The organism is Capsulimonas sp. (assembly GCF_039929585.1).
Taxonomy (GTDB): domain Bacteria; phylum Armatimonadota; class Armatimonadia; order Armatimonadales; family Capsulimonadaceae; genus Capsulimonas.
In genome coordinates, this window is record NZ_JBDSQY010000117.1 from 1 (window position 1) to 2,710 (window position 2,710).

General features: G+C 59.9%; 1 protein-coding gene. It reads right to left on the reverse strand.

Annotation, left to right across the window (positions count from 1 at the left end):
* Positions 1–212 precede the first annotated feature (212 nt).
* A partial coding sequence (locus tag ABIZ35_RS08215; protein WP_348219402.1) for an alkaline phosphatase family protein occupies positions 213–2,710 on the reverse strand: 2,498 nt, incomplete at its 5' end.

The following is a 2,710-nucleotide window of genomic DNA, read 5'->3' on the forward strand; positions in this document are numbered from 1 at the left end:
CAAAACTGTTTAGGTTTCATGTGTTTTCGCGATACCAATCGAGGTATTGGTATTTATCGTCTTCAGAAAGACGATGCGCTATCCATCTCGCCCCATAAATGGGGGAGACTTCCGCGCTTTTTGTTAAGATCTCTGAGATCAAAAAATCTTAATTCCCTCCAGCTCCCCTTCTCCCAGAATTGGGAGAAGGGGCTGGGGATGAAGGCCAATTCCTAATCGTCATCATCCTTGATTCGCGCTGTCGTCAGTGTGTAACGACGCTCCGGCGGCGTGGTTCCTTTGATGGAGCGCCACAGGATGTCGTTGAGCTGCTCGTCGGGGGCGGATTCTTCCTTGAGCGGGTTGAGGAGGCGGGCGCTGTCCTGCGATCGGTACGCCTTCTTTGTGTTGACTTCCGCGAGGATCTGCTTGGCTGGAAGAATGGCGGCGTAGGGATCGGCGTTGAGTGCGGTTTTGCCGAAGACGTCGATCGGCGGCGCGATGGCGTCGTACTGCGTCATCGGAGGCAGGCCCAGGAGCAGCTCAATGGTGCGCAGGGCGCTGTCCGTGTTGTGAAAACGGCTGTCGTGCGTTCCCTTCTCAATAAACGGACTGATCACGAAGGCAATCGACCGGTGGGCGTCCACATGGTCGTAGCCGTTCTGCGCATCGTCTTCCACGATCACGATCGCCGAGGACTTCCAGTAGGGGCTGCGGCTGATGGTTTCCACGATCTGGCCAACGGCGTAGTCGTTGTCCGCCACCATGGCGCGCGCCGACGAGGCGCCATCTGCGGAGCCCGCCGTATGATCGCGCATCACGCGCAGCATGGAGAAGCTGGGAAGATCGCCGTTCTTGACGTACTGAGCGAACTCACGCTTCCAGGCGGTAACACGCGATGGGTCTTTGAACTTCCCATAAGCGAGCATCTGCTTGGGCGCCGGATCGATCTTTGCGGCGATCCAGGCTTCGCTGTCTGCGTAAGAGGTGTCGAACTGCCGGAATTCGGCGCTGCTCTTTCCGAGAAGCGCCTTTTTGGTCGGACTATTCTCCAGCCCTTCCGTTCCCTCCTCAGCCGTTTTTCGGGGCAGTTCAAGATCGTCGGCGAAGAAGCCGTAGTTGCGGAAAGAGACGCCCTTGGACGCGCAGAGATCCCAAATATAGCCGCCGGGCGGGCGGGCGGCGTCGGGAGCGTCGATCCTGTCCACGGCGACGCCGTTATTGGTTCCCTCGAAGTCATACGGGCGCCTACGACCGCCGTAGTTATGTGGGACATTGCGCTCGGTGTATTCCGAGGCCATCGCGCCGGTCGACCAATTCCAGCCGTCTCCGGACACTTCCGCGCAGCAGTAGAAGTTATCGAGCAATACGAAGCGCTCAGCGAGCGCGTGCAGGTTCGGGGTGACATCGCGGCCGAACAGCACCAGCGCCGGATCGCCGTTCCCTTGCGGCAGATCGCCCAGCACCTGATCGTAGGTTCGGTTTTCCTTGACGATGTAGAAGACGTGTTTGATCCCCGGATTGCGGAAATCAGCGCTCTTGCCTGCGGCGCCCTGATTGTTCGCCAGCACCTTCGCCGTCATCGCCTTCAGCGGCGGCAGCGCGTCCAGGTTCAGCGTGGTGACCGTGCCTTCAATGATATTCTGAATATATTGAGGGCGCTCGGTGAGATCAGCATGCGGCGTATCGTTCGGGTTGCGCGCGGCGACGCCCTTGGCGTTGGCGACAAACAATCGCTTGCCGTCAGGCGAGACTACGGCGCCGGTGGGATACCAGCCGACCGGCAAATACCCGTCCAGCTTCGCTTCGGGCAGGCTTACCACAGCGACGGCGTTCATATCGCCCAGCGTCACGTAAAGCGTCTTTTCGTCGGGTGAGAGCGCCAGCCCCGTAGGCGTGGCGCCGGGCAATCCGCGCGCATTGTCGGGGCGCATTAAGATGGTATGCGTCACACGATCCGTGCGCGTATCAATGATGCTGACGGTATCGCTTCCGGCATTCGCGATAAACAAGCGACTCTGGGATTTGTCCAGCAGAAGGCCGATGGGCTGCGCTCCCGTCGCGATTTCCCGCACGGATTTGCCGGTGGACGGATCCACCACCGAAACGTTCGCCCGCTGCTCGCTGGTCACATAAACCTTACGGTCCCGGTCGTCGCCCGCCGTGACTGCGGCCACGGCATAGGGATAGCCAGGCAGGGCGACATTCGCCTTCTCCGCGCCGCTGACGGCGTCGAAGATTCTCAGAGAGCCGCGCAGTTCGTTTTTGGGATCGATACTGTTGTCGGCGGCATATAAGGAGGCGCCATCGCCGCTCACGGCGAGGCCCGCGACATGCGCGAGGTCTCCGCCCGTCTCCGGCGCGAGCTTCAGCGTCTTGCCAGTATCCGTCAGCTTCCCGTCGCCATCCAAAGACAGCACGCTCACCATGCCTTCGCCGCCGCGCGAAGCGTAGACGGTCGTGATTCCGCCTTCGGTCTTACCGCAGACAAGGCCGTAATACAGCGCCTGCTTCTTCTTCTTGACAACCTTGCTCGGCTTGTTAAAATCCAGCTGGCTGACAATTTCGCCGTCGCCAGCGCGCAGGACGGAAAGGTACTCCCGGAATCCCGAATTGGTGACGAGTATGTATTTCCCATCCGGAGACAGGACAAGATTCGACGGGAAGCTCCCGACATTGGTCTGCTTGCCTTCAGGCGTCAAGCTCTTCCCGGTCACAAGAGGAGTTCCGG